The organism is Rhizobium sp. M1 (assembly GCF_002531805.1).
Classification (GTDB): Bacteria; Pseudomonadota; Alphaproteobacteria; order Rhizobiales; family Rhizobiaceae; genus Rhizobium; species Rhizobium etli_C.
This window is the reverse complement of record NZ_NWSW01000038.1, coordinates 21,837-46,685: the sequence shown is the minus strand read 5'-3', so window position 1 is coordinate 46,685 and position 24,849 is coordinate 21,837. Positions and strand designations below refer to the sequence as shown.

General features: G+C 64.4%; 24 protein-coding genes. 9 read left to right on the top strand and 15 right to left on the bottom strand.

Annotated elements, in window-relative coordinates:
* Positions 1-64: 64 nt before the first annotated feature.
* Positions 65-1,273 carry an ROK family protein gene (locus tag CO655_RS28155; RefSeq protein WP_097608423.1) on the top strand — a complete coding sequence of 403 codons (1,209 nt, stop codon included), beginning with the start codon at positions 65-67 and terminating at the stop codon, positions 1,271-1,273.
* A gap of 176 nt (positions 1,274-1,449) precedes the next feature.
* On the opposite strand, the gene CO655_RS28150 is transcribed toward CO655_RS28155, so the two are convergent.
* Together CO655_RS28150 and CO655_RS28145 are read right to left on the bottom strand one after the other, a co-directional pair.
* The gene (locus tag CO655_RS28150) at positions 1,450-1,905 is read right to left on the bottom strand and encodes a DUF4168 domain-containing protein (protein WP_097667518.1); all 456 of its coding nucleotides are present in this window, start codon (positions 1,903-1,905) and stop codon (positions 1,450-1,452) included.
* A gap of 183 nt (positions 1,906-2,088) precedes the next feature.
* Positions 2,089-2,952, bottom strand: a complete 864-nt coding sequence (locus tag CO655_RS28145; RefSeq protein ID WP_097608421.1) for a DMT family transporter — start codon at positions 2,950-2,952, stop codon at positions 2,089-2,091.
* 179 nt (positions 2,953-3,131) lie between these two features.
* On the opposite strand from CO655_RS28145, the gene CO655_RS28140 reads away from it, so the two are divergent.
* The gene (locus CO655_RS28140) at positions 3,132-4,553 is read left to right on the top strand and encodes a PLP-dependent aminotransferase family protein (RefSeq protein WP_097667517.1); all 1,422 of its coding nucleotides are present in this window, start codon (positions 3,132-3,134) and stop codon (positions 4,551-4,553) included.
* 269 nt (positions 4,554-4,822) lie between these two features.
* On the opposite strand, the gene CO655_RS28135 is transcribed toward CO655_RS28140, so the two are convergent.
* Together CO655_RS28135 and CO655_RS28130 are read right to left on the bottom strand one after the other, a co-directional pair.
* Positions 4,823-5,224: a response regulator gene (locus CO655_RS28135; protein WP_064682565.1), complete on the bottom strand. Its 402-nt coding sequence runs from the start codon at positions 5,222-5,224 to the stop codon at positions 4,823-4,825.
* 10 nt (positions 5,225-5,234) lie between these two features.
* Complete coding sequence (locus tag CO655_RS28130) at positions 5,235-6,974, bottom strand: ATP-binding protein (RefSeq protein WP_097667516.1); 1,740 nt, start codon at positions 6,972-6,974, stop codon at positions 5,235-5,237.
* A gap of 123 nt (positions 6,975-7,097) precedes the next feature.
* Between CO655_RS28130 and CO655_RS28125 the strand changes: the two genes are divergently transcribed.
* Complete coding sequence (locus tag CO655_RS28125) at positions 7,098-7,634, top strand: GNAT family N-acetyltransferase (protein WP_097667515.1); 537 nt, start codon at positions 7,098-7,100, stop codon at positions 7,632-7,634.
* Between the two features lie 272 nt (positions 7,635-7,906).
* Here the strand turns inward: CO655_RS28125 and CO655_RS28120 are convergent, their stop codons facing one another.
* The gene (locus CO655_RS28120; RefSeq protein ID WP_097578944.1) at positions 7,907-8,539 is read right to left on the bottom strand and encodes a PQQ-binding-like beta-propeller repeat protein; all 633 of its coding nucleotides are present in this window, start codon (positions 8,537-8,539) and stop codon (positions 7,907-7,909) included.
* Positions 8,540-8,567: 28 nt separating this feature from the next.
* Entirely contained in the window at positions 8,568-9,788 is a 1,221-nt protein-coding gene (locus CO655_RS28115; RefSeq protein WP_097667514.1) for a helix-turn-helix domain-containing protein, read from the bottom strand.
* Positions 9,789-9,905: 117 nt separating this feature from the next.
* Here CO655_RS28115 and CO655_RS28110 point away from each other — a divergent pair, with 117 nt between their 5' ends.
* Together CO655_RS28110 and CO655_RS28105 are read left to right on the top strand one after the other, a co-directional pair.
* The gene (locus CO655_RS28110) at positions 9,906-10,703 is read left to right on the top strand and encodes a DUF899 family protein (protein ID WP_097667513.1); all 798 of its coding nucleotides are present in this window, start codon (positions 9,906-9,908) and stop codon (positions 10,701-10,703) included.
* A gap of 5 nt (positions 10,704-10,708) precedes the next feature.
* Entirely contained in the window at positions 10,709-11,071 is a 363-nt protein-coding gene (locus CO655_RS28105) for a hypothetical protein (RefSeq protein ID WP_097667526.1), read from the top strand.
* A gap of 53 nt (positions 11,072-11,124) precedes the next feature.
* Here CO655_RS28105 and CO655_RS33620 read toward each other — a convergent pair whose 3' ends face one another.
* From CO655_RS33620 to CO655_RS28070, 7 genes are all read right to left on the bottom strand, one after another.
* Positions 11,125-11,409, bottom strand: coding sequence for a hypothetical protein (locus tag CO655_RS33620; RefSeq protein ID WP_141514370.1), 285 nt, complete (start codon positions 11,407-11,409; stop codon positions 11,125-11,127).
* Positions 11,410-11,875: 466 nt separating this feature from the next.
* Positions 11,876-12,706, bottom strand: coding sequence for an inositol monophosphatase (locus CO655_RS28095; protein WP_097667511.1), 831 nt, complete (start codon positions 12,704-12,706; stop codon positions 11,876-11,878).
* Positions 12,703-13,533 carry a glycerophosphodiester phosphodiesterase family protein gene (locus CO655_RS28090; protein WP_097667510.1) on the bottom strand — a complete coding sequence of 277 codons (831 nt, stop codon included), beginning with the start codon at positions 13,531-13,533 and terminating at the stop codon, positions 12,703-12,705. Before CO655_RS28090 ends, CO655_RS28095 begins: the two co-directional genes overlap by 4 nt.
* Positions 13,534-13,543: 10 nt before the next feature.
* On the bottom strand, positions 13,544-14,650 hold the full coding sequence (ugpC, locus tag CO655_RS28085) for a sn-glycerol-3-phosphate ABC transporter ATP-binding protein UgpC (RefSeq protein WP_097608409.1): 1,107 nt from the start codon (positions 14,648-14,650) through the stop codon (positions 13,544-13,546).
* Positions 14,651-14,652: 2 nt separating this feature from the next.
* A complete protein-coding gene (locus CO655_RS28080) occupies positions 14,653-15,570 on the bottom strand; it encodes an ABC transporter permease subunit (RefSeq protein ID WP_097608408.1) in 918 nt (305 codons plus the stop codon).
* Between the two features lie 3 nt (positions 15,571-15,573).
* A complete protein-coding gene (locus tag CO655_RS28075) occupies positions 15,574-16,464 on the bottom strand; it encodes a sugar ABC transporter permease (protein ID WP_010031725.1) in 891 nt (296 codons plus the stop codon).
* A 74-nt stretch (positions 16,465-16,538) separates the two neighbouring features.
* Positions 16,539-17,846, bottom strand: a complete 1,308-nt coding sequence (locus tag CO655_RS28070) for an extracellular solute-binding protein (protein WP_010031722.1) — start codon at positions 17,844-17,846, stop codon at positions 16,539-16,541.
* Positions 17,847-18,052: 206 nt separating this feature from the next.
* Here CO655_RS28070 and CO655_RS28065 point away from each other — a divergent pair, with 206 nt between their 5' ends.
* From CO655_RS28065 to CO655_RS28045, 4 genes are all read left to right on the top strand, one after another.
* Positions 18,053-19,204, top strand: a complete 1,152-nt coding sequence (locus tag CO655_RS28065) for an ROK family transcriptional regulator (RefSeq protein WP_097667509.1) — start codon at positions 18,053-18,055, stop codon at positions 19,202-19,204.
* 264 nt (positions 19,205-19,468) lie between these two features.
* The gene (locus CO655_RS28060; protein ID WP_097667508.1) at positions 19,469-20,182 is read left to right on the top strand and encodes a DNA helicase; all 714 of its coding nucleotides are present in this window, start codon (positions 19,469-19,471) and stop codon (positions 20,180-20,182) included.
* A 370-nt stretch (positions 20,183-20,552) separates the two neighbouring features.
* The gene (locus CO655_RS28055) at positions 20,553-21,575 is read left to right on the top strand and encodes an LLM class flavin-dependent oxidoreductase (RefSeq protein ID WP_097667507.1); all 1,023 of its coding nucleotides are present in this window, start codon (positions 20,553-20,555) and stop codon (positions 21,573-21,575) included.
* 458 nt (positions 21,576-22,033) lie between these two features.
* Positions 22,034-22,939 (top strand): LysR family transcriptional regulator, encoded by a 906-nt coding sequence (locus tag CO655_RS28045; protein ID WP_097667506.1) that lies wholly within the window; start codon positions 22,034-22,036, stop codon positions 22,937-22,939.
* Here CO655_RS28045 and CO655_RS28040 read toward each other — a convergent pair.
* Both CO655_RS28040 and CO655_RS28035 read right to left on the bottom strand, forming a co-directional pair.
* Complete coding sequence (locus tag CO655_RS28040; protein ID WP_097667505.1) at positions 22,902-24,167, bottom strand: MFS transporter; 1,266 nt, start codon at positions 24,165-24,167, stop codon at positions 22,902-22,904. The genes CO655_RS28045 and CO655_RS28040 overlap by 38 nt on opposite strands.
* Positions 24,164-24,805, bottom strand: a complete 642-nt coding sequence (locus tag CO655_RS28035) for a helix-turn-helix domain-containing protein (protein ID WP_097608401.1) — start codon at positions 24,803-24,805, stop codon at positions 24,164-24,166. The genes CO655_RS28040 and CO655_RS28035 overlap by 4 nt, the downstream gene beginning before the upstream one ends.
* Positions 24,806-24,849 lie beyond the last annotated feature (44 nt).

Here is a 24,849-nt window from a genome sequence, read left to right as displayed (position 1 = left end):
GGCGAACTTATGCATAGATTGAGCGAGCCCGCAATAATTAATTTACAAAATTAAGGAATGCATCGTGAAGCTGAAAGGCGACCAGACCACGGCGAGAGCCATGAACCGACGCCTCATCCTCAACCTTCTCAGACGCGAAGGGCCGAGGAGCCGCGCCGATATCGCCACCGTCATCGGCCTCTCCCCGGCCGCCGTCACCTTCGTCGTCGCCGATCTTCTGGAGGAAGGCATCGTCACCGAGGGCAAGGCGGTGCCCGGCCTCGCCGGCCGCCGGCCGATCCCCGTCGAGATCAATTACGAGCACTCGCTCGCCCTCGGCTTCAAGCTGATGGTGGATTCGGTGGAATGCGTGGCGACCGATCTCGCCACCAATCCCGTCGCCGCCATGCGCGTCGGCCTGGAGGGCCACGATCCTGACTATGTCGCGGATCTGCTGGCGAGCACCGTGCCCGAGCTCGTCAAGCTCGCTGGCCGGCCGAAGGCAAAGCTCGCCGGCATCGGCATCTCCATGCCCGGCGTCATCAACCACGAGCAGACCGCCTGCGTGCGCAGCCACCGCTTCCAATGGGACAACGTGCCGCTCGCCTCGCTGGTGGCCGCCCGCGTCCATGTGCCGGTCTGGCTGGAGGACGATACCAACGCCTACGCCATCGCCCAGCAGCTCTTCGGCCTCGGCCGCCAGCACCGCAACATGGCGGTGCTCGCCGTCGGCGTCGGCATCAGCTGTGCGCTCGTCATCGACGGCAAGCTCTATCGCGGCGCCAACGGCGCGGCCGGCAAGTTCGGCCACACGCTGTTCGAGGAAGGCGGCCGCCTCTGCGAATGCGGCAAGCGCGGCTGTCTCATGGCCTATCACTCCGAACTGTCGATGCTGCGCCGCTGGCGCGAAACGACCGGCCGCGAGGACCTCGGCCTGCCGGAACTGCGCACCGCCCTCGCCTCAGGCGATGCCACCGCCCTCACCCTCGTCGGAGATTCCGGCCGCGGCATCGGCACCGCGCTCGCCAACCTCGTCAACATCACCGACCCCGAAGTCATCGTCGCCGGCGGCGAAGCCGTCTCCCTCGGCGAGGCCTTCCTCACGCCGCTGCGCGAAGCCCTCACCGCCCGCACCTTCCGCACCGCCCCGCCGCTTTTGCCCGACTGGGAAGACAATTCCTGGGCGCGGGGTGCGGCAGCGCTGGTGACGCAAAAGATCTTCGACTTCGAATCGTCAGGCGGGGTGACGGATGTGACGCTGGCGGGTGTCACAGGCTCGACGTCGGCGGCTTGACGTGCGGTAGAAGGCGGATTGTCTTATCGGACGGTGTGTGTGGCCCCCTCTGGCCTGCCCGGCATCTCCCCCACAAGGGGGAGATCGGCAAGTGGGATTTCGCGCCCACTCGCCGCATGGACTTTCAGCTTGCCCGCCCCTTCGTCCGACTTAGGGATGTTACAGGGCCGCGCTGCCTATTGCTGCTGTTGCGACTGCGCCGGCGGCGGTGTTCCGATCTTGTCCAGGACCTTCTTGGCGAGAGCCGGGTCGCTCTGCGCGGCCGTCAGGATCGAGGAATATTCCTCAACCGAGATGTCGTTGGAGGACTGGACGGTTTCGACCATCTCCTTCTTGGCCTCTTCCTGCAGTTTTTGCTTGGCGGCCTCGTCCTTCGTCGCGTCGATCTTGGCCGAATATTGCTGCCGGACCTTATCGACCTGCAGGTAGGCGACGGCAAAGGCCTCGAGTTTCTGATCGCTGACGGCCGCCGGCGCAGCCGTGCCGCCGCTCTGCCCCTGCATCGGCGCCTGGCCCTGCGCGGCCGGCTGCTGCCCTGCTTGGGCCATCTCGACAGCCGAAGCCGGGCTGAACGCCAGCAGGCTGAAGACTGCAGCGGTCATCATTGCGACAGGTGTGTAACGAGTGATCATATTCGTTCCTTTTCACGTGCGTGATTTGACGGCAGCAAGACCGCCTCGGTCGATCGCTCGGCCGCTGAAAAGGCCGGCGAGGTCGCGACGATGAAGCCTGAAAAGGGCAGGATGCGGCGGTAACAGGGCTATTTGCTGACGATTGCGCGGCGGCTTTGTGACCGGCGGAGGCCGGCGCAAGCCCTACCGTGCAAATCTCCTCGCCCCCGCCACGCACAGAATAACGGCGACCGTTACAGCCAGCATGCTCCATGTCACCGTCTCACGCAGCAGGGTGGCGGCGAGCGCCAGGCCGAAGAAGGGCTGGAGCAGCTGCAGCTGGCCGACGGCGGCGATGCCGCCCTGGGAGAGGCCGCGATACCAGAAGATGAAGCCGATCAGCATGGAGAACAGCGAGACATAGGCAAGGCCGACGAGCGCCGGCATTTCGATGCCGGCAAAACTCACTGGCCGGTATAGAAAGGCGACCGTGACCATCAGCGGCAGCGACAGCACCAGCGCCCAGGAAATCACCTGCCAGCCGCCCAGCGTGCGCGACAGCCTGCCGCCTTCGGCGTAACCGAGACCGCAGACCAGGACAGCCGCCAGCATCAGGACGTCGCCGACCGGCGATGCGGTGACCTCTTGCGCCAAGGCAAAGCCCGCCACCAGCGCACTGCCGAGAATGGAAAAGAGCCAGAAGGCCGGCTTTGGCCGCTCGCCGGCGCGGATGACGCCGAAGGTCGCGGTTGCCAGCGGCAGCAGGCCGATGAAGACGATGGAATGGGCCGAGGTGACATGCTGCAGTGCCAGCGCCGTCAGCAGCGGAAAGCCCACCACGACGCCGAGCGCGACGACGACCAGCGAGACGATATCACGCCCTGACGGCCGTTTCTCACGAAAGATGATCAGCAGGCAGAGCGCCAAGACCCCGGCGATCGCCGCGCGCGCGACGGTCAGGAACACGGGATCGAACTGCGCCACCGCGACGCGCGTCGCCGGCAGCGAGCCGCTGAAGATCACCACGCCGACCAAGCCGTTGATCCATCCTGCCGTCATGCGTTCCATTATGCGCTTCCTTCCCGGTGCATGCCGTCCAAGCGCTCTCAGGTTTGGACAGCATGTATGAAAACAACGACCTAAGGCGCCTCACTTGAATCAAATTCGAAAGCCGCGCGCTTCAGCCTTTATCGATCAGGACGGATGGCCAGGACAGTGACAGTCTGATACGATTTCGACAAACTGTTATGGTGCAGAAAGCAGTACAGATGAACGAAGAACTGGCAGGACGCACACGTGTCGAGATGGTGATCGCGACGATCCGGCAGCGCATTGCCGGCCGCAGCCTGACGCCCGGCGCAAGGCTGCCCTCGGTCCGGGGATTGGCGGCGACGTTGAAGCTGTCGACCTCGACCGTGGTCGATGCCTATGAGCGCCTGGTCGCCGAAGGCGCGATCCTGGCGAGACCAGGCTCCGGCTTCTATGTCGCCAACCAGGCAGCGCCCTTTGCGCTGGCCGAGGCCGGGCCGAAGCTCGACCGTGCCGTCGACCCGTTCTGGATATCGCGGCAATCGCTGGAGGCCGGCGAGAGTGACCTGAAGCCCGGCTGCGGCTGGTTGCCGCCCTCCTGGCTACCCGGCGAAGCCATGCGCCGCGGGCTGAGAACACTTGCCCGCGCCGACGGGCCGGCGCTTGCCGACTACGGTTCGCCGCTCGGCCTGCCGCCACTGCGCCAGCTGATTTCGCGGCGCATGGGCGAACGCGGCATCGAAGCCTCGCCGGACCAGATCATGCTGGCCGAATCCGGCACGCAGGCAATCGATCTGCTCTGCCGTTTCCTGCTGGAGCCCGGCGACACGGTGCTGGTCGACGACCCCTGCTACTTCAATTTCCACGCGCTGCTGCGCGCCCATCGGGCAAAGATCGTCGGCGTGCCCTATACGCCGTCCGGTCCCGATTTCGAGCTCTTTGCCCAGGTCGTCGCCGAACACCGGCCGCGCCTCTACATCACCAACTCCGCCATCCACAATCCGACGGGCGCAACGCTTTCGCCGGTGACGGCCCACCGCCTGCTGAAACTTGCCGATCAGTTCGACCTCACCATCATCGAGGACGATATTTTCGCCGATTTCGAACATACGCCGGCGCCACGCCTTGCCGCCTTCGACGGGCTCGAGCGGGTCATCCACATCGGCAGCTTTTCGAAGACGCTCTCAGCCTCGGCCCGCTGCGGCTTTATCGCCGCCAAACCGGAATGGGTCGACGGACTGACCGATCTCAAGATCGCCACCTCCTTCGGCGGCGGCCGGCTGACGGCGGAACTGGTGCTGAACGTCTTGAGCGACGGCAGCTACCGCAAACACATGGAGACGCTGAGACAGCGGCTTTCCCGGGCGATGGGCGAGGTCTCGGCCCGGCTGAAAGGCTTAGGCATAACGCCCTGGCTGGAGCCGCCGGCCGGGATGTTCCTCTGGTGCCGGCTGCCCGACGGCCTCGATGCGGCCGACGTGGCGCGGGCCGCGCTGGAAAGAAAGATCGTGCTCGCCCCCGGCAATGCTTTCAGCCTGTCGCAGTCGGTGACGAATTTCATGCGGTTTAACGTGTCGCAGATGTTGGATCGGCGGGTGTTCGAGGTGCTGGGGGAGGTGTTGGGGAGGCAGAGGAGGTGAGAGTGAACACACTCGCCGTTGCCCCTCGCTCACGCTCCGGGCATTCGCTCCTATCGTCGCTCACCCCCTCATCTGCCTGCCGGCATCTTCTCCCCGCTGGGGAGAAGAGGTGTGCGGCAGCGTCTCGCCTTCCTCAAAAAGCGCGGTCGGAAACACGAAAGTGCCCGCACGCTCCCCTCTTCTCCCCACCGGGGAGAAGGTGGCCCGCAGGGTCGGATGAGGGGGCGGCACGGCACGCCCTTCATCCTCACCCCGTTCAACGCCACACCTCAAAACGACCGATTGACCGCCTTGTCGTTCTCCAGCCGCGTCACGCAGCCTTCGAGCTTGGCGAGCAGCAGATCGAAATCGAGCGGCTTGGTCAGGTAGTCCGCCGCCCCGGCGCGCAGGCCGGCGAGCGTGTTTTCCCGGTCGGTCAGCGCCGTCAGCAGGATGAAGGGGATGTTGGAGAGCTCGGGGTGGTTGATCTGGATTTCCGCCAGAAGCTGGTGCCCGTCCATGACAGGCATGGAAATATCGCTGATGACGATGTCCGGCCATTTCGACAGGATCATTTCCAGGCCTTCGGCGCCGTTCGAGGCCTCGAGCGTCTTGTAGCCGGCTTCGCTCAACTCTTCGACGAGGAGATTCCGGATCTCGACTTCGTCTTCTATGCACAGGACTGTAACCATGAGCTCTTCCTCAAGCTGCGACTTGTTGATCCGACAATAGAGACTCTATTGGCAGAGAAATGGTAAATGTTGTGCCCGTGCCAAGCTCGCTCGTCACCTCGACGCTGCCGCCATGCAGCTCGACAACCTGCTTGACGACATTCAGGCCGATGCCGGTTCCGGCAATGCCCGTGGCGCTGCGGGCCCGGTAATAGGGTTGAAACAGTTTCGGCAGGTCGTCGGCATCCATGCCGATGCCGCTATCGGCGATGGCGATTTCCACCGTCTTTTCATCAACCCCGGCGCGAACATGAATGTCAGGCGCATTGGGCGAATATTTGACGGCATTGGAAATCAGGTTCGTGAAGACCTGTTCCATCGCGCTTCGATCGAAGGTCAATCGATCAGGTATCGGCTCGAGATCGAGATGGAAGACATGCGAGCGGCTGAGCTCACGCTGCCTGTCGCAGCAGGCGACGAGCAGGGCTTTCAGATCGCCTTCGCTCCGCTTCAATATGATCTGTCCGGTTTCGAGCCGGCCACTGGCAAGGATGCTCTCCATCAGATCGACCATGCGCACCACCGCGCTTCGGATCACTCCGGCTTTTTCGTGAACGTACTCGCCGCTGACATTGGTCGTCGAGCGGCAGAGCCGCTGGGCGGCGGCGTCGATGATCGCAAGCGGGGTTCGAAATTCGTGCGAGGCCATGGCGACGAACTGGCGCTGGAGCGCATTCACCTGGCGCTCGTGTACCAGCAGGCGGTCCAGCTCTTCCCTCTGTCTTTCGATTTCTGCGGTTCGATCCGCCACCATCTCTTCCAGGTGGTTGCGATGGTGGGTGAGCTCAGCCTGACTGTCCAGCAGGGTCAGCGAGGTGCGATGCAGTCCTCGTCCGAGCCAGAACACCGCGGCGATCAGCAGGGCAAGGCAGCCGAGCCCCGCCGGCGCGATCTGCTGAAGCAGCATGAAGCCCGGCCGGATCGGCTGCCAGACGAGATAGCCGATCGTGCCGCCGTCATGCGACGATACAGGCACCTGCGCCCGTGCATCACTCTTCGATGCGGTAAAATGCAATCCTTCGAGCCGCGCATAATGGGCGATACTTTCGACCGCCTTTCCGTCGAGAAACTTGACCGAGACGGCGATGAACTCCTGGCCGGCCTCGATTTGCATCCTTGTCGAGCTCGGCAGAATGGGGCGCGCGCTTATTATCGCCGGCCGGTTGCCGATCATGATCGTGCGGACCCTGGCGAGTTGGCCAAGCGGTTCGGCGCCCGGCTTTGTGCTCTCGAGGAGAGCAGCGCGCATCTCGCCCGCCAGCGCCGCCATCTCCTGGCCGTCGTCGCTGCCGAGGCGCGGCGGCATTGTGTCCGTTCCATCGCGGAAGGCAAACATCAGGCGATTGGTATCGTCGAAGATATAAGTTCTGTCGTGCCCGAAATATTGGCTCGTCCAGCGGCCGACATTGTCAAGCAGCCATTCATGGTTCCGCTGCTTGGCATAAAGGAAGGCGTCGTCCCATTTGGTGACGCTTTCCTGTTCCCGGGGAAGCGCATTGATCTGCTCTTCCAACCCTTGGGTGACGAAGTCGGCCTGCCGGCGCAAATAGAGATCATCGACCTTCACCGCGGCGAGCCACGCAAATCCACACAGCAACACGGCCGCCGCGCAGGTGAGCGTCACCAGGACGAGCGTAATGTGCGATGTGAGCCGGACCTTCAATACCCGCAACCTTTTGATGGCGCCCCTTCCCTGGAAGTTGACACGCAAAAGTTGACGGACGATGAATTGCGCTCGTTACCAAGCTTCAGCCTGACCACGGAAGATTGCCCTTGCTTGCGCTCCGGCTCAGCCGCAGATTGGCACCTTCCGGCGCAATCCAAGGAGAAGAACATGGACGCAGGAGCGTCACCTGATATGTCGGGCGTCAGAATCGAAGCGATCGCTGCCGCCCATATCGACAGCTTTCATCGCACGCTCGACATCGTCGCGCGGGAGAAAAAATACCTGTCGATGATCGAAGCAACGCCGCTGCCGCAGACACGTGAGTTCGTGATGGGCATGATTGCAAAAGGCAATCCGCAATTCGTTGCCGTCACGGGTCTAGAGGTCGTCGGCTGGTGTGATATCAGCCGGCATTTCTTCCCATCGCACGCCCACCGCGGAAACCTCGGAATGGGAATCCTTCCCGCCTATCGGGGCCAGGGTCTGGGACGAAGGCTGATGGAGACGACATTAAGAGCCGCACAGAAGACCGGTTTCGCCAGAGTCGAACTCGATGTTTACGAAGACAACAGCCGGGCGATCGCTCTTTACGAAAATTTGGGCTTCGTGCGCGAGGGCATAATCCGGCGCGCTGCACGCATCGACGGCCGGTTCATCGACGCGATCGGCATGGCGCTTTTGTTCGATGAGGATCAGTCGGCATAAAACGGCAGGCGCACCAGCACCGGAGAATGCAAGGAGCGGCCAAGAGAGCCTCATCCTGAGGTGCCCCGCAGGGGCCTCGAAGGACGAGGCGGGCGTGCCGACGTCAGAATAATGCAAGAAGCACCGTTGCGGCGTGCTTCGAGGCTCCGCCCTACGGGCTGCGCACCTCAGCATGAGGGGCGTTGGTGAGTGCCGCGCTCTCGACAAGAGGTGTTGGAGGGGGCGGTACCGCCCCCGGTGGCACTTGTGCTCACCCCGGTCGCGCTTCCACCTCACCCCGGCCGGCGCACCGCCCGGATTTTACCGCTGCCGCCTCCGCCGCAGAAGAAGCGGTCGGCGCCGTCGGATTCGAGGCCGGAGACGCCGGTGCCTTCCGGCATATCAAGCCGCTCCAGCACTTCCCCGGTTTCCGGATCGATGCGCCTGACGTCGCTGTCGTCGCCCTCCCAGGTGCCATGCCAGAGCTGGCCGTCGATCCAGGTGACGCCTGTCACGACGCGGTTGGACTCGATGGTGCGCAGGATCTTGCCGGTCTCTGGATCGATCTGGTGGATCCTGCGGCCGCGATGCTGGCCCACCCAGAGCGTGCCCTCGGCCCAGGCAAGGCCGGAATCGCCGCCATTGCCGGGTGCGGGGATGGTGGAAAGGATGCGGCCGGTCTTCGGATCGATCTTGTGGATGACATCCTCGGCGATCTGATAGAGGAATTCGCCGTCGAAAGCCGTTCCGGCATGAGAGGCGACCTCGATCGAGCGCACCACCTCGCCGCTTTCCGGATCGAGTGCGTTCAGCCTGTCGCCGGAGGCGAACCAGACGTGCCTACCGTCGAAGGTGACGCCGTTGACGCGCTCGGCGCCGGGAAACGGCCCGTATTCACGCAGGATATTCGCAGCTGATTTTTTCATCGCTTCCTTCCCTCCAGTTCGGCTCATCCTAATCGCTCGGCAGCGGTCCGGGGAGTAACAAGATCGTCGGGAAACCCGGCAGCGGCGGGCTCATCCAGCGCCGTGCACGACCGCGCCCGAGCGACTGCACCTTGCCTTCGCCGGCAAGGGCATCCAGCGCACGCTGCACGGTGCGGGGGCTGGCCGCAAGCGCGATCGCCAGGGCCGAGCTCGACCACGCCTCACCATCGGCCAGGAATGCGAGCACGGCCCCATGCTGACCTTCGACGAGCGGCGCCAGCACGGCGATATCGCCGGCGGCGCGTGGCGAAATCGCAAAACCGCGCTTCGTCGCCGAGACCTCCGCCAGTCCGGCAAGTGCTGCGCGCAGCCGGCCAATCTCGACGCGCAGCCGGGCGCGATGTGATTCATCGGCATGTTTGCCACGAAAGGCGCGTGCGATGAGCGTACCCCTTGCCACATCCGCCGGCCAGGCTTCGGCGAGCGTACGGGCGAGCGCAAACAGCACCGGCCGCGTCGCCAGCGAAACGGCATTGCCCGCGCTCCACACCACATGACGGCAGGCATCGACGACGAGCGTGCGGGAGGAAAGCAGGGCTTCCACCTCCGCAAGCCGCAGCGGACGCTCCTGCCCGCGCGACACCAGCCGTGCCGTCGGGGTGGCGAGCACCAGCGCGGCGGCTTCGACCTCCCGCCTCAAAGCGGGGATATCGGCCGTGCGCGCGGCAAGCCTCGCCCGGTCGAAGGCAGATCGTGCCGCCTCGGTTCGCAGACGCCGGACGGCAATGCCTGATACCAGCAGCTCGTGGGCGGCCCGCAAAGCCGGCGGCAGCGGCGTCGGATCGAGCGCTGCGAGCGCGCGTTCGGCTTCGTCGAGGCGGCCGATCAGCACCAGCCTGCGAATGGCGACATTGCCCGCATGGGCGGCGTTGACCCTGTCGCCATGCGCTTCCAGCACCTTGCGCGCCGCGTCCAGCGCCTTGACCGGCCAGGTCAGATCGCGCGAGACAAGCGCGATCTCGGCCTCGGCGACCACACAGCGCGCCCGCGCCACAGCCTCCCGCGGACCGAAGGCGCGCGCCGCATTCTTCAAGAGCGCCTTGGCGCGGACGAGATCGCCGAGCTGCGCCATGGCGATGCCGCGCAATGCCAGCGCCGGCGCGTCGTCGCGTAGCGCCACCCGCTTCAGTGCGCCGAGTGCATCGCCCGATGCCAGCGCCAGCGCCGCGGCCGTGATCAGCGAGTCCATTCAAATCCCGTCACACTTGTCACTCCCGCCATTCCCCTGTCCGGCCGTAATCTACTCGGCACCGGCAGACAATCCGCGCCGGATGGTACGACGACAGACAGGCAAAGGAGAAGACCCATGACGGCACAGCTGAATGCAACACGCGAGCAGTGGCTGGCAGCAAGGCTCGATCTGCTCGAGGAGGAGAAGGAACTGACCCGCCACAGCGACGCGCTGGCCCTGAAGCGCCAGCAATTGCCCCGCGTCAGGATCGACAAGGAATATCGCTTCGACACCGAAAGCGGCGATGCCTCGCTGAAGGATCTCTTCGGCGAGCGCTCGCAACTTCTCGTCTACCACTTCATGTTCGGACCGGATTACAGCGCCGGCTGCCCCTCCTGCTCCTCGATCGCCGACGGTTTCAACGGCTTCTTCGTCCACCTCGAAAATCACGACGTCGCCTTCTGGGCCGTTTCGCGCGCGCCGCTTGCAAAGCTTCTGGCGTTCCGGCAGCGCATGGACTGGCGCTTCCCCTGGGCCTCCTCCGGCGGCAGCGATTTCAACAGCGATTTCGGCGTCTGGTTCAGTGACGAGCAGCAGCGGCTGGGCGGCGTGGAATATAATTACCGCCGCGAACCGCCCGCCCCCGAACCGATGCCCAGCCGGAACATTGAGGAATGGCAACAAGGCGGCAGCGACGAGCCGATCACGCAAATCGCCGCCATGACCGGTACCGATGTACCCACCTATGTTCGCGACCGGCCGGGCGTCAGCGCCTTCGAGCTCATCGACGGCGCCGTCTACCATAGCTATTCCAGCTATGCGCGCGGATTGGATGGCCTCTGGGGCGTGTACCAATGGCTCGACCGCGCCCCGAAGGGTCGCAACGAAACCGGCATCTGGTGGCGCCACCACGACCGCTACGGCAAGGAGTGACGGTGATGCTGCTCTCCGGCGACAGCTCGAAAAGCGGCAGCGAACACGCCGCCCAAGGCGGCGGAGCTGCCTTCAATACAGCCGAATGGCTGTCTGTATCGGCCGCCGCCGACGGAGCGGCCGGCAGACCGGGCGATTCCGCCCGGAGCTTGCCCGCCGCCGAATGGCTGTCGCTCGCTGCCGCGCCGACCTTCGCAATCATGGCATTACTGACGGCCGCGACCGGCAGTACCGACATGATCTGCATGACCGCGCCCGAGACCTTCCCGATCGGCGGAATGGTGCCGATGTATCTGCTGATGAGCGGCTTTCACCTGACGCCCTGGCTGCGGCTCATGGCCGGCCGGCGAGGCATGGGACAGCAGTGATGAACAGCGTCGCGATATGGCGCGGCGGCTTGGAGGATCGATGGGCAGCCTGCTTACAGGCGGGTGACCCCAGACGGTGCGTGCCCGTTCACGAGGAGAAAATCGATAGCTTCTGCGGCCCAGCCGTTCTGGGCAAGCCACTCTGCGAGCGCATCGCGTGTGGCAAAGACCGGACTTACCGGCGAGCCTTCGCTGACATTTTCGTAGAGCTGGAATGCGGTTTTGCTGAGATCCTCCATCTCGTACAACGGCTGAGGGTGAGCTCCCACCTCATATTCACCGTCCTCATCGACCGGATGTTGCCAATCGCTTGGAACTCGCACTATTTCAACGCCCAAAGCTCGATCTCCTTTGCGGGATAGACGCAGACGTCATGACAGTGTCCTGCCCGGCTTTCAATCGCGTTTTTGCATTGCCCGTGGCCGCCAACCTCTCCTCCGTCATTGCTGTGTCCGCCCACCTCTCCTTCCTCATTCCCGTCCTCGGGCTTCGACCCGAGGGGTGTCACAGGAATCCAGCCGCGGCGCGTCCGCGCCGTGAATGACTTACTTACCTTTCAAAGAGTCTCTCGCGCCCAAGGACTTGGGCGCGCTGGATCCCTGTGACGAGCACAGGGATGAGGGAGGGTGAGGCAGCGCTTTCGTCCAAATATTGCGTCGGCGGACGGGATGGCGCGAATGATTGGCGCGCGCGAGGCACCGCGGAGAGCCGGTTTTTCCAATGACCCTATCCTGAGGTGCGAGCAACCCACAGGGTGTAACCCGCCAGGACAAGGCTCTCTCGCATGTGTCCCTCGCCGACCGCTCACCCCTCCGCCAAAACCCTGCGGATCGCCTCCCAGCTCTCCGCATCCGGCGCCAGCAGCAACCTGCCCTTCGTCATCGCCGGCCGATAGGCTTCGCCGGTCAGCAGCGCGCCATATCCGCCGGCTTCGCGGTGGATCAGGACGCCGGCGGCGTGGTCCCAGGGTTTGAGTTCGGCGTTGAGGGAGAAGCTCATCGCCCCTGTCGCCACCGCCCGGTACTCATAGGCCGAGCAGCGCCAGGTGGTCGTGCGGGCAAAGCGCAGCAGGTGTCGGGCGTAGGCCGGCTGGTCTTCGGCGGGAAACATGTACAGCGGCACGAAGCCGTGCATTTCCCCGACGGGCGACGGCGGCGCGACGGCAAGGCGGGTTCGCGCGCCGTCGCGAGCGATGTGCCATGCGCCCAGGCCCTTCCGCGCGGCGAGGAAATCGCCGGTGACGGGGTAATGGATCAGCCCGGCCACGGTCTCTCCGCCGGAGACGATCGCCACGATCATGCCGAAGAGCGGCACCCCATGGGCGAAATTCCAGGTACCGTCGACAGGATCGATGAGGACGGCGAGATCGGCATCGGCAAGCCGCGCCAACAGCGCGGGATCAGCCGAGACTGCCTCTTCGCCGACGAGCAGCGCTTCTCGAAACCGCGCCGAAAACGCCTCGCCAAGCCACCGTTCGGCGCCGAGATCGGCATCGGTCACCAGATCATCGGGCGCGGTTTTGGTGCGGATGCCCTCGGCGGCGACGCCGAGGAAGCGGGGCAGGATTTCCGCCCCCGCCGCCGCACGCATATCCTCCATCAGCGCGGAGAACAGCGCATCGGAAATCTCCCTCACTTCTGGCGCGCCTCGATATAGGCCTTCAGCGCCGCCGGCTGATCGGTCTGGATGACGCTGATGCCGGATGCCATCATCCGGCCCCAGATCGCCTCGGGATCGGCAAGGGCCGCGCTGTCGGTCAGGCCGCAGCAGGAGACCGGATCGAGCGAGTTGACCCAGAGCGAGATGCCGGCCTCGCGCAGGCGCGGGTGCTGCCCGGCCAGCGTCTCCAACCGGTCGAACTTGGCCTCGCACATGAACGGCCTGATCGAAAGGATCGCCTCGGCCGTCTGATCGGCGCTTCCCTCGCGGAAGAAAGCTTGGCCCATGAAGGGAATGCCGTCGATGCCGCCTTGCGCGGAAAGCCAGGCGAGCGCCTCCGGCGTGCCGGCGGCAGCCTTGAGATCGACCTGGTCTTCCATACCCATTTCCTTGACCTTGGCGGCGACGATGCCGAACATCTCGCGGTCCTTGAGGTCGAGATCGACGAAGATGCGGCCGCGCGCGGTTTCGAGCACCTGTTCCAGCGTCGGAATGGTCTCGGTCGTGAACGGCTGGTCCGGCCCGCCATCGGCCATGCGCAGCCTGAGGCTGGTGATTTCGGCGATCGTCATCTCCTCGGGAATGCGGTCGATGCCGGCCATGCGCTCCAGCGTATCGTCATGCAGGATGAACAGCATGCCGTCGGCGCTCTGGCGGATATCCACCTCGACGATGTCATAGCCGCCGGCAATGGCGGCCTCGATCGCCGCAAGGCTGTTTTCGGGAGCATGATGCCAGGCGCCGCGATGGGCGACGATGGCGCAGGGACGCGACGGGTCGGCAATGTGGTCGATGTATTTCATGGACGTTCCTTCAATTTGCGCCGAATGCGCCTGGTATGGCCCTGCCGCTCGCCGCATCGAAGAGATGCAGGCGGGAGGCCGGGAAATGGAGAGAGAGCTGGGCGTGGTCGGCGACCTCGGCCCCGAAGGGTGTGGCGATCCTGACGGTCGAGCCGGCAAGCTCGGCGGCGAGCACCGCGTGTGAGCCGAGGTCCTCGCGGAAACGCAAGGCGGATGTGAGCCCGTGGCTGTCCGCCCTGCCGCCGAAAAGGATATCCTCGGGCCGGATGCCGAGCTGATAGGCGCCGGTGAGCTTCGATTGCACGGCCGCCTGTCCGTCGGCGAGTCTCAGCACCGCGCCGTCGCCGGTGACGGGCAGAATGTTCATCGGCGGCGCGCCGATGAATTTCGCCACGAAGACGGAAGCCGGGTGATGATAGATCGCCTTCGGCGTGTCGAACTGCTCGATCCGACCCTTGTTGAGGATGAGGATGCGGTCGGCAAGCGTCATCGCCTCCACCTGGTCATGGGTGACGAAGACGGTGGTGGCGCCGATGCGCCGGTGGAGCTCGGCAAGCTCGACGCGCATGTCGTGGCGCAGCTGCGCATCGAGGTTGGACAGCGGCTCGTCGAAGAGCAGCACCCCGGGTTCGCGCACGATGGCCCGGCCGATCGCGACGCGCTGGCGCTGGCCGCCCGACAATTGCGCCGGCTTGCGGGCGAGATAGTCGGAAAGCCCGAGCATCTTCGCCACCGCCCCGACCCGCTCGATACGCTCGGCCTTCGCCATGCCCGAAATCTTTAGGCTGTAGGCGATGTTGTCGAAGACGCTCATATGCGGATAGAGGGCATAGTTCTGGAACACCATGGCGCAGCCGCGGTGTTTCGGTTCCAGATCCTGCACCTGGCGCCCGCCGATCGCGATCTGCCCGGCGCTCACCCGCTCCAACCCCGCGATCATCTGCAGGAGCGTGGACTTGCCGCAGCCGGACGGGCCGAGAACGACGGTGAATTCGCCGGCCCTGAGCTCGACATCGAGCGGCGGGATGACAACGGTCTGGGCATCATAGGCCTTGGTGACGCCTGTCAGCTTGATGTTGGCGGCAGCGGCGCGGATCGCCATGTCGATCGCGTTCATGGCTATTTCTCCGTGAGAACGAGGCCCTGGACGAGATAGCGCTGCAGAAGCGCGATCATCGCCAGCGGGATGATTGAGACGACGATGGTGGCGGCCATGATCATCGGGAAATCGGGCACCGTCCCATCGGCATCGGGAACGAGCCGCGCCAGCCCGACGACGGCCGTCTGCATGTCCGATGTCGAGGCGGCGACGAGCGGCCAGAGATATTGCGTCCAGCCGCTGAGGAAGGTCAGCACGAAGAGCGCGGCGAAGCTGGTGCGCGACAGCGGCAGCAGGATGTCGAACAGGAAACGGATCGGCCCCGCCCCATCCATGCGCGCCGCCTTGAACAGATCTCTCGGCAGGGTGAGGAAGAACTGGCGGAACAGGAAGGTGCCGGTGCCGTGGGCGACAAGCGGCGCGATGAGGCCGAAATGCGTGTTCAGCAGGCTCCACTCGAGCTTGACGGGCGCGCCGAAATAATCGGCGATCAGCCCGTTCAGTCCGGTCATGTCGAGCAAGGCATTCACCGGCGAAAACACGTTCGACGCCACCTGATAGGTGGTGATGACGCGAATTTCGATCGGCAGCATGATGGTCGCGAGGATCAGCGCAAAAGCCACGCCCGCCCAGCGGACACGGAAATAGACGATGGCATAGGCCGACAGAAACGACAGCACGCAGGTGGCGATCGCATCGCCGAGGGCGACCGCCAGGCTGTTCAGCATCTGGATCGGGATGTGGGTTTTGGAAAAAACCCGCGCCATGTTGGAGAACAGCTGGTCGCCAGGGATCCATGCCAGCCCGTTGCGCAGCATATATTCATAGGATTGCGAGGCGGTGGCGAGCGTCAGGTAGAGCGGCCCAAGAATATAGAGGATGCCGACGACGAGGACGAGGCTGGCGGCGATGTTGAGGGAACGCGCGTTTTCGATCATGGGTCACCGCTCGTAATTGATGCGCCGGCCGAGGAAGAGGAACTGGGCGGCGGTGAGAAGGACGATGAAGACCATCAGGATCGCCGTCTGTGTCGAGGCGCCGGACAGGTCGTAGCCGGAAAAGCCGTCGGTATAGATCTTGTAGACGAGCAGCGTCGTCGAGCCGCCCGGCCCGCCCTTGGTGATTGTGTCGATCAGGGCGAAGGCGGAGGTGACGCTTTCGGTGAATTCCAGCACCAGCGTCAGGAAGAGCTGCGGCGCGATCAGCGGCAGCTGAACGTCGAGGATGCGCCGCCACGGCCCTGCCCCATCCATGGCGGCCGCCTGGTGCATGGTGCGCGGGATCGATTGCAGCCCGGCGAGCAGTATGACGAAATTGAACGGAATGCCGCCCCAGACATGGGCTGCTATCAGCGTGATGAAGGCGTCCGTGCCATCGATGCCAGGTGCCCAGATGCCGGGAAAGATGGAGTTGAGCGGCGCAAGCACGCCGACGAAAGGATTGAAAAGGAAGGCGAAGACGACGCCGATCGAGGCGCCCGCCACGCCCTTCGGCCAGACGAGCACGTTGCGAGCCGGCAGCGAGAGGCGGATCTTGCGGTCGGCCGCGACCGCCAGGATCAGCGGGATCAGCACCGCCAGCGAGGAGCCGGTGACCATGAAGACGATGGTGCGCCAGCCGGCCTCCCAGAATTCCGGATCGGAGAGCACACGGGCGAAATTGTCCCAGCCGACGAACATCGAGCCGCCGCCGAAGGGGCGCTCGAGAAAGAACGACCAGTAAAAGGCTTGGAAGATCGGCGCATAGAAGAACAAGACGATCAGCAGCATGAACGGCGCCACCAGAAGAAGCGGCAGCCAGCGATGGCTGAAAAGCGAAGATTCCGACGTCATGGGAGGAGCCCTGCATGGAAAGAACCGTAAGGGGCGCGCGCGGCTCCGCGCGTCCCTTACGGAGGAGTGTCCGGTCAGGGCAGCTTCACGCCCTTGTAGGTCTGCTCGAAGCGGCGCAGCAGTTCGTCGCCGCGCTTCTTGGCGCTGTCGAGTGCTGCCTGCATGGTCTTCTCCCCGGCAAACGCCTTCTGGGTCTCCTCCATGAAGATCTGTCGGAATTGGACGTAGAAGCCGAGGCGGATGCCGCGCGTGTCAGGCGTGCGCGGCTCGTTCATCGAACCGATGCCGACGGCGGCGGTCGCATATTTCGGCGATTGGCCCTCGCCGCTCTTGGCGATCGCCTCCATCACGTCGTTGGTGACGGGCACGTAGCCGGTGGCTGACGTGAAGGCCATCTGCTGCTTGGGATCGCGCACGAAATCGAGGAAGGCCTTCGCGCCTTTGATCTCCGCCTTGCCGTGCCCCTTCATGATATAGATCGAAGCCCCGCCGACAAACGTGTTGTGGCGCTCATGGCCCTCGTACATCGGCGCCATGCCGACGGTGAGCTCGTATTTGCCGTCGAACGCTTTGGCGGAGGCCGTATAGGAGCCGGAGGAATTCTCCATCATCGCGCATTCGCCGGCATTGAAGGCGGCGGTGAAATTGCCGGCCTTGGTATCGCTCGCCAGCCTGACGAGGCCTTCCTTGCGCCAATCGACAAGGTTCTGCAGGTGCTTGGCGGCGAAGGTGGTGTTGAAGACATATTCGGCATCGAGGCCGTCATAGCCGTTGTGCTCGGAAGCGATCGGCAGGCCGTGGCGGGCCGAGAATTGTTCGAGCACGCGCCACGTATCGCCATCGGTGGTGAAGGGGCAGGCATGGCCGGAAGCCTTCAGCTTGCGTGCGGCCTCGATGATCTCTTCCCAGGTCTTGGGCGTCTCGGTGACGCCGGCTTTCTGAAGCTCGGTCTTGTTGGTGTAGAAGAGCAGCGTGGAGGCATTGTAGGGCTGGGCGAAGAGCTTGCCGCCCGAGGTTTCGTAATAAGCGCGAGCGCCGGTGATGTAATTGTCCCATTTGACGTCAGGCAGCTCCTCCTGGACCGGCACGACGGCGTCCGACAGCATCAGGTCGAGCGTGCCGGCGTCGAAGAACTGGATGAGGACGGGATGGTTCTTGGCGCGGAAGGCGGCGATCGCCTTCTGCATCGACACCTCATAGCTGCCCTGTCCGACGCAGGTGATGTGATGCTCGGACTGCGCTGCATTGAAAGCGGCGCACTGATCCTGGATCGCCTTTTCGACGACGCCGGTATTGCCGTACCAGAATTCGATATTGGCGGCCTGCGCAGAACATGCGCCCGCCGTCAGCGCGGCCGCAGCCGCCAGAATGGAAATCTTCATCTTGCCCTCGCCTGTTTGATCGGCCGGCTCACAGCCCGCCTTTGGTGATGGCGGATTACTACACATAGTGTGTAACAATTTGGTGACGGATGCTAGCTTGCCGCGACAGCAGGCTATTGCTATAGGCTGCAAGCACGGATGTACCGCTGGTGACGGACCTGATTACTACACGCATAAGGTAATTATCGACGACCGAGGTGTTGGATATGACCTATTTCCCGGAGCAGCTGATCGCCCCGCACTTCCTGCGCGAAGGCGGTGAGGTCGTTTCTCCCAACGAACGCGATCTCCTGCGGCTGATCTGGCGCAATCCCGGCCTCTCCCGCTCCGAAATCACTGGCCACACCGACCTCACCCAGCAATCGGTCTACCGGATCATCGACCAGCTGGAGGAGCGTGGCATCGTCTCCTTCGGCTCGCCGAAACCCGGCGCCGGCCGCGGCCAGCCGAGCCCGACGCTGCGCCTCGAAGGCCGCGCCGCATACTCCTGCGGCATCTCGGTCAATACCGATGTCATCGGCATCTGCCTGATGGATCTGTCGGGCAAAGTGCTCGCCGAAAGCAGCATCACGCTGCGCGAGCGCTCGATGGCGCAATCGCTCGATCTCGTGCGCGAGCAGCTGATCGAGCATCAGCGGGAAAACGACCTCTCCGACGAAGCTTTCTTCGGCATCGGCTTTGCCATTGCCGGCTTCCACGTCAGCGGCACCCGCTTCAACGCACCGCTGCCGCTGCACGAATGGTCGCTGATCGAACTCGGGCCGCTGCTGACGGACTTCTTCAAGAGGCCCGTCTGGGTCCATAATGGCGGCAAGGCGGGCACGGTCGCCGAATCCATGTTCGGCGCCGGGCGCTACATCAGGCACTTCGCCTATCTCAGCTTCAATTACGGCTTTGGCGGCGGCCTCGTCAGCAATGGCGAACTGCTGCATAGCGGTGTCGGCAATGCCGGCGAATTCTCCGGCATGTACGACGCGGAGGAAAACAAGCGCCGGCCGGCCCTGCAATACCTGATCGAAAATCTCAACCGCAACGGTCTCGACATTCCTTCGATCACCTACATGCGCAAGCATTTCGATGCGAAATGGCCGGGTGTTGCGGAATGGGTGGACGAGGTGACGCCGGCCTACAGCCGGCTCATCAACGCGATCTGGGCGATCTTCGATCCGCAGGGAATCGTCTTCGGCGGCCAGATCCCGCCGGCGCTGGCGCAGATGCTGATCGACCGCACCGAGATCTTCGACCGCCCCCGCTACGGCGTCGCTCGCCCCCGCCCGAAGCTGATCATTTCTGAAATCGCAACCGACGCCTCGGCCATGGGGGCGGCGATCGCTCCGTTCAAATCGGCGTTTTATTGATTCTCGGCAGCTTATCGACGCCAGCAGAAACCGATTCCCGTAATTCCCTCCGCTTCCGCTTGTTACGCATTTTTTGCTCCGAGGCGGCGCAGGCAATTTTCGGCCGAATGGACCTGCGCTATGATCTGATTCCGGCGCAGCCCACGCCTCCCCCCTCCATCGGGAAAGCAGACGTCATGCAGGGCTACCTGACACCGAACCGACTGTTCGAGCACTGGCATAAGGAGGGATTGCGGACGACGCTCGCAAATAGGAGGTTTATCCATGAAGACCACTCAGCCCATCTATCACCTCAAGCGTAAGGCCAAGGCGTTGTCGCGCGCCGAGGACATACCGCTGCATCAGGCGCTCGACCGCATAGCCAAGGACGAAGGCTATGGCCGCTGGAGCCTGCTGGCGGCAAAGGCATCCGACACTACGCCCGCCGGCGAGCTGTTTGCACGTTTGCAGCCCGGCGACCTCCTGCTCCTCGGTGCCCGGCCCGGCCACGGCAAAACCCTGATGGGTCTCCAGCTCGCGGTCGAGGCGATGAAGACGGGCCATCCCGGCATATTCTTTTCGCTGGAGTATACGCGAGAGAATGTCGAAGACCGCTTTCGTGCTATCGGCATCGATCGCACGCAGTTCGATCACCTGTTCGAATTCGACGGCTCCGACGCCATCAGCGCCGACTACATCACCGAAAAACTGGCCTCCACGCGCCGCGGCACCCTCGTCGTCATCGACTATCTCCAGCTGCTCGACCAGAAGCGGGAAAACCCGGAGCTCTCGGCCCAGGTCAGAACGCTGAAGACTTTCGCGCGCCAACGCGGCCTGATGATGGTCTTCATCGCGCAGATCGACCGATCCTTCGAGACGACTGAAAAGTCGCTGCCCGATATCACCGACATCAGGCTGCCGAACCCGCTTGACCTGAAGCTGTTCGACAAGACGTGTTTCCTGAACAACGGAAAGATGGCCTTCGCCGCGGCGCTTTAGGAAGCTGCGTTGCCCCGGTCGCAGGTCTCACGCCTGACCCGCGACCGGGTGTTTGCCGGCGGAACAGTTCGCACCTCCGGCGTGAACGCAAGATGGTGGAGCTTGCTCCGCTGAGCCCGTTTAATCATAGTGCCGGCATGAGTGGATACGATAGCCCTTTCGAGTATTATGGTCGGTCAATGTCTTCGAGCCGTAGGGCTCGCCACCCGGCATGACGCCCCGACGATGAACCGGAGAGAGACCGAGGGAAGGCTCGGCAACAGGCATATGGCAGCGCCGATGCGCGCACCCAGTTCCGATTGTCATGCAACCCGAAACTGTGCCATGACCTGTCGACCCCAGACACAACGGATCAAGGTGCGGTATCAGCATGAAGAAGATCGGATTCCTTTCGTTCGGGCACTGGACGCCCTCGCCGCAATCGCAGACGCGCTCGGCGGGCGACGCGCTGCTGCAGTCGATCGATCTTGCCGTCGCCGCTGAAGAGCTCGGTGCCGACGGCGCCTATTTTCGCGTACACCACTTCGCCCGGCAGCTGGCCTCGCCCTTCCCCCTGCTGGCCGCCGTCGGTGCTAAGACCAGCCGGATCGAGATCGGCACGGCCGTCATCGACATGCGCTACGAGAACCCGCTTTATATGGCCGAGGATGCGGGTGCCGCCGATCTGATCGCCGGCGGCCGGCTGCAGCTCGGCATCAGCCGCGGCTCGCCCGAGCAGGTGATCGATGGCTGGCGCCATTTCGGCTATGCCCCGCAGCAAGGTCAGGACGAGGCCGAGATGGCGCGGCGCCACGCGGAGGTCTTTCTTGAAGTGCTGGGCGGCGAAGGTTTCGCCAAGCCGAACCCGCGGCCGATGTTTCCGAACCCGCCCGGTCTCCTGCGTCTCGAGCCGCATTCGGAGGGGCTGCGCGAGCGGATCTGGTGGGGCGCCAGCTCCAACGCCACCGCCGTCTGGGCGGCAAAGCTCGGCATGAACCTGCAGAGCTCGACGCTGAAGGATGACGAGACGGGAGAGCCGTTCCACGTCCAGCAGGCAGATCAGATCCGCGCTTACCGCGAGACCTGGAAGGCCGCCGGCCACGCCCGCCAGCCGCGCGTCTCGGTCAGCCGCAGCATCTTCGCGCTGGTCGATGAGCGCGACCGCGCCTATTTCGGCTATGGCGGCGACGAAGGCGACAAGATCGGCTTCATCGACGAGAAGACCCGGGCGATCTTCGGCCGCAGCTACGCCGCCGAGCCCGATCTGCTGATCAAGCAGCTCGCCGAAGACGAGGCGATCGCCGAAGCCGACACGCTGCTGCTCACCGTCCCCAACCAGCTCGGCGTTGCCTACAACGCCCATGTCATCGAAGCGATCCTGACCCACGTCGCCCCGGCGCTCGGCTGGCGGTGAGGTTACGGCTGCTGTGATGACTTGATGGACGAGCGTGGACTTGGACGCGGCCATACAGGTGATGACGAGAGGGTGTGCCGTGTGGCACCCCCCTCTGCCCTGCCGGGCATCTCCCCCACAAGGGGGGAGATTGGCAAGTGGCCAGAACTTCGCGTCCGTCTACCGTTTCGCCGGGCTGTGAGGCTAGTTGTGTGGGGAAACCATCGCGCCAGCCGATCTCCCTCCTTGTGGGGGAGATGCCCGGCAGGGCAGAGGGGGGTAATCCCACGGCACGCCCTCTCTCCTTATCCTGTCCCCACGTAAATCGCGGGCGCTCAGGAGAGCGCATCTGCCATCCCACCGCCGCGTGAACGAAGCCTCGGGACCTTACTGCCGCGCCGGACGTTGATGGTGCGAACCTTGAATCGGCCGCAGCACGACCGAATTAAGGCCGTAGCCCGAACCGCTCGAGTTGCCCCATGCCGCGTACGAACCTCAACGATATCCTGATCTTCATGGCCGTCGTCGATGCCGGAAGTTTCATCGCCGGCGGCCAGGCCATGGGCCTGTCCCGATCGGCAGCGGGAAAGGCCGTCATCCGCCTGGAAGACCGCCTCGGCACGCGCCTGCTCAACCGCACCACGAGAAGGCTGAGCCTGACCGACGAAGGCCGGGTATTCTATCAACATGGTCTAGAAGTCCTCGCTTCGGTCGACGAGGCGGAGGCGAGCGTGGCGGGTCAGAGCGCCGCGCCGCGGGGTGTTCTCAGGTTCACCGTTCCCGATGCCTTCGGGCGGCTCGTCGTGCTGCCCATCGTCGAAAAATATCTTCTGGCCTGGCCCGACATCCAGGTCGAAGTGAACTTCACCGATCGCAAGACCGACATCGTCGAAGAAGGTTTCGATCTGGCGATCCGGATCGGCACGATGCCGTCGGCATTCGACACCCGGCTGGTTTCGCGGGTGATCGCCACCGACAGGCCGCGGCTCTGCGCCTCGCCATCCTATCTCGCCGACCGTGGTGAACCGCGCGACATTGACGATCTCGCCGCCCACGATTGCCTGGTCTTTTCCAGCCGCGATCAACGGCAAGGCTGGCGCTTTCGCGGCGAAGGCGGAGCCTGGGTCAAGGCGCAAGGCCGCAGCCGCCTGAGGCTCGACAGCGACGAGGCGATCCGCGACGCCGCCGTCGCGGGCCTCGGCATAGCGCTGCTCCCCGACTTTCTGGTCGCCGGCGATCTCGCCGCCGGCCGCCTCCGCCAGGTGCTGCCGGAGCTCGAAACCGACGACGCCAAGATCGTCACACTCTATCCTGACAAGCGCCTGCTGGAACCGCGGGTGCGCCGCTTCATCGACCTGATGACCAAGGAGCTCGGGCATCAGTGAGCGCAGCGATCTCCCCGTCAAACCCGCGAAAACTCTTCAGTGCCAGCGGCGCAAGCGTGGTCGCGAGATAGGCAACCCCCATCAGGAACAGTGCGGCGGCAAGGCCGAGCGTGCTGATCAGCGCGCCGCCGAGGAGGCCGCCGAAGGGGATGAGGGCGAAGCAGAGGGCGGTGTTCAATGCGGTGACCCGGCCGGTCAACGGCTTGGGGATGCGCTCGAAGATGACCGCCGACAGGATCGGGTTGAGGAAGCCCGACGCGAATCCTGCGATGGCGAGCGTGGCAAAGACAAGGCCGATGGGCGCATCCAGCGCGGGAACGAGAAAGCGCGGGAAGCCGGTCAGGAGGAAGGCCACGGTATAGACCGTCAGTCGCGGCATGCGCTCGCCGATCGCCGCGGCAATCGCAGCACCCGCGATCGAGGCGCCGGCGAAGGCGGCAAACATCGCCCCGAGCAGCTCCGGGCCATGGCCGGCATCTTGTGTCCAGACCGGCAGCAGCACGGCATGATAGGCCTGGTCGAAGAGATTGGTAACCGCCACCATGGCGACGATGCTGACGAGCACGGCATCGCCGCGCAGAAAGCGCCAGCCCTCACGGAGATCGTCGAGATAAGAAGCCCGTTCAGCCGGTGGAGTTTTGGGCGCGGGCGCGCGGCGCGTCCCGGGTATGCCCACGGCGACGATCAGCGCGGCGGCGGCGAAAGTGGCGGCATTGACGAGCAGCGCCTGGCCCGGGCCGATCAGCCCGATCAACGCGCCGGCGCCGGCCGCCCCCGCCGTCGAGGCCAGCCGCTCGATGGCGCTCGCAACGCCGGTCACCCTTTCGAGCGGCACATTGGCGAGCGTGGCGATATCTGGAACCATTGCCTGCTTGGCCGCATCGGAAGGGCCACGCAGCACGCCCATCGCAAAGACGAGCGGCAGCAGCACCGGCATGCCGAGCAGGCCGAAGAGATCGAGAAGCGGCACCAGAGCGACAACGAGCACCGAAGCGGTGTCTGAGATGATGGCGATGCGCTTGGCGCCGACGCGGTCGATCAGCGGTCCGCCGAGCGCCTTGGCGACGACATAGGGCAGCATCTCCCTCATCGCCGTCAGCCCCGTCAGCACGGGGCTGCCCGTCGTGCTCAGCACCAGCCAGGGAATGGCGATGGTCGAAAGCCGCGTGCCGGAGAGCGAGAATGTCTCGGCGGCGGCGAGCGCCAAGAGGGGCCCGCCCCTCCTCACGGCGCGTCCTCCCCTTCGCGATGCGGAAGGCGGCCCGGATAGGGAAAGGCGTGCAGCATGACATAGAAAGGAACCATGCCCGCTTCTTGAGACGCCGCCTCCCCCAGCCGAGGGGCCGCCTGCATTGCGTCCAGGATGATATCCCTTAGCCGTTTCGTCAGCGCCTCGGCCTGCGCCGCCGTCATCGGGATGATGAGGTCGTCGGCGGCCGTCGCCTTGCGCCATTCGGCCGGCAGCTCGGCATATTCCTCCAACGCCTGCTGCATCTGGCCGACCTGCAGCGAGAGTGCGGCCTGGTTGAAGGCGATGTCGAGATCGAGCGCCTCCCCTTCGGCTTCGCTCGCCGGCACCGAGGTCAGCTCGTGGCTGGCGCGCCACCAGCGGTCGCGCCGCGAGGCATGCGGCGCCTCCTCGATGAAGCCGTATTGGGCAAGCTGGCGCAGATGGTAGCTCGTCGCGCCGCTGTTCAGGCCGAGCCGCGCGGCCAGCTGCGTCGCCGTGGCAGGCCCATCGATCCGGAGCATGCCGAGCATGCGCAGCCGGACAGGATGGGCCAGCGCCTTCAGCGCGGTCGGTTCGGGCACGACCCGGCTGACGGTGCGGGCATCTGCGGCAGGTTTAGGGTGCGGATGTTTCATACCTCAAGCATACAATCGCAAACATATCTTTGCAAAACTTTCTT